This is a genomic window from Formosa sejongensis, assembly GCF_033447105.1.
Classification (GTDB): Bacteria; Bacteroidota; Bacteroidia; order Flavobacteriales; family Flavobacteriaceae; genus Formosa.
Genome location: NZ_JAWQUN010000049.1, coordinates 1 through 2,452 on the forward strand (window position 1 = coordinate 1; position 2,452 = coordinate 2,452).

The 2,452-nt window shown below is 30.1% G+C and carries 1 protein-coding gene; it reads right to left on the minus strand.

Annotated elements, in window-relative coordinates; genetic code table 11:
- Positions 1 to 667 precede the first annotated feature (667 nt).
- On the minus strand, positions 668 to 1,861 hold the full coding sequence (locus tag R6X41_RS19680) for a glycoside hydrolase family 88 protein (RefSeq protein ID WP_318502064.1): 1,194 nt from the start codon (positions 1,859 to 1,861) through the stop codon (positions 668 to 670).
- Positions 1,862 to 2,452 lie beyond the last annotated feature (591 nt).

Consider the following 2,452-nt stretch of genomic DNA (forward strand, 5'->3'; position numbering starts at 1 on the left):
TATAGTGTTTTAACAGCGGTGTCTTTCTTGCACGATTGCAAAATAAAAACACAGGTTAAACACATTAAAAATTTTAGTTTCATATTAATTTTTGAAATTATATTAGGTTAAGGCTTTGTGATTATAAATTCTACACATAAGTTTTGCATATTGATGGTAGAGAATTTCTTTTACTTCAGAGTTCAAAAAAAATATATCTAATACACTTTTCTGAATTTATAGTCTTCATTTTATGTGATTTTTGACATTCATAATTCCAATTTTATTAATCGACCTACTCCTGAATACTCTATATTTATTTTCTTATTTAAAAGATCTAAAAGTTCAACACAAAAATCACTAGTGATTAAAATAATTTCGCGTTTTTTATAAAATATCGTATTCATATATCTTAAATTATATTTTGAAAATTTCACCTTAAATATTATAAAAAAACAACAAGATCGTAACTGAAGGTTTAATATTAGAAGCATGATTAATTGTAATACAATTTTAAAAAAATCATATCACTTCGATTATAAATTATAGTTCATACTCCATAAATTATAGACCAATAGTGGGTAGTTTCCTAAAAACAACCATACTTAGACCTTATAAAAAACAAATTAATTCTACAATAACATTTCTAAGAGTATTATTCGAAAGTCTAGTACTCTTAAAATTTTACTTATAAATTTAAATTCTGTTCCCGTAATAAAGCCTCCAAAAAGTAATAATCGGCATACACTATTGGCTCATCAATCTCATCATTTTTAGGCCAATTTCCTGTACTATGATTTAATAAAAATGGTCCCATAACCTTATCATTCAATAAATATGCATCTGAATTTAGAATGTTTAAAGTCCTATTTGCAAAATCAAGATAGGTTTCTTTTTCAGTAAACGTATATAATTCAAATAAAGCTGAAGTTATAAGCGATGCTGCCGAAGCATCTCTAGGAGAATTAGGTATATCTGGATCGTTAAAATCCCAATACGGAATACCATCTTCTGGAAGATTTTCATGTTCCATATAGAATTTTATGGTGTGTTCGGCTTGTGCCAAATATGCAGGATCTTTTGTATAGCGATAGCACATGGTATAACCATAAATTGCCCAACCCTGACCTCTAGCCCACGATGAATTTGCATTAAAACCTTGGTGCGTATCCTTAGTTTTTACGTCACCAGAAATCGTATCGTAATTCACGACATGGTACACACTTCCATCTGCCCTAAACTGATTTTTCATGGTTGTATTTGCATGTTGTACGGCAATATTATAATAAGTACTATCTCCTGTAATCTTTGTAGATTCAAACAATAATTCCAAATTCATCATATTATCTATAATCACAGGAAAATCCCAAACGTCTTTATTAAAATCCCAAGAACGTATAGATTTTACATTACTATCATAACGCGTAATTAAAGTTTTTGCACTTTCTACAATCACGTCTTTATAAACTTCATTATCTGGCTCTACTTTTAAACCTTCACCAAAACTGCAATATATTTTAAAGCCCATATCGTGGGTTCTATCATTCTCTTTTTGATTCTCCATTAAAGCCGTCCAAACTTTAGCTTTTGTGATGTAGGCAGTATCTCCTGTAAGTTGATAAATTTGCCATAAATTCCCTGGGAAAAATCCGCTTGTCCAATCTTTTGAAGGCACGGTATGAATTTCTACTGGATTTAAAGACATACTTCTAGGGAAGTTTTCTGGGCCTACAGGGTAATCCAATAGCATATGGAATCTTTCCTCTAAAGGTGTTTTTAAAGTAATTTCGCTACTTTCTTTACTGTTTTTAGTCTCAGACTTACACCCTGTAAATAGGAATGTAAGTCCAATAACCAAAACAAAATAATTAAATTTAGTCATAATACATTTTTAAATTAATAACCTGGATTATTAGAAATTAAATTTATTTTTCAACTAAATATAAAACGAATTAAACAAACAAAACACAATTAGTACGTTTAGATGGGTAAGGAATGTAAAATTCTAGTTATTCAGATTAACTAAAATCTTTAAGTAAGGTCTTGATTAGTTTAGAGCTCAGTTTAGAGGTGTGAAAAATGTAGATTTCTTCCTCTTTAGATTAACGACTCTTTTTGCATAAACACAAAAATCAGGCATGAGCCGTGACTACGCAGACCAAAAAGGACTGATTGATGATGTTGTTGTTTTTAGGATGTTTGAAGGTTGATTTAGAATACCACACGAAGGGATTCGTACGGTATCGGGGAAAAGTAGGCGATTTCGAAATAACAGCTTTCTGTTAAACACAAAATTTGATGCGAGCCAAAAGCCTTGGTACTACTAATTCGCCTATTTTTTTATATACATCTTAAGTTAGCATTTCAATAAAAACACTAATTTAAACATATATAAATAGAAAGCACAAAAGAGAGGAATAAGGTTATTATATACGGAGAGACTACAGATCTCGTCAACATTGAAAATCCCCTC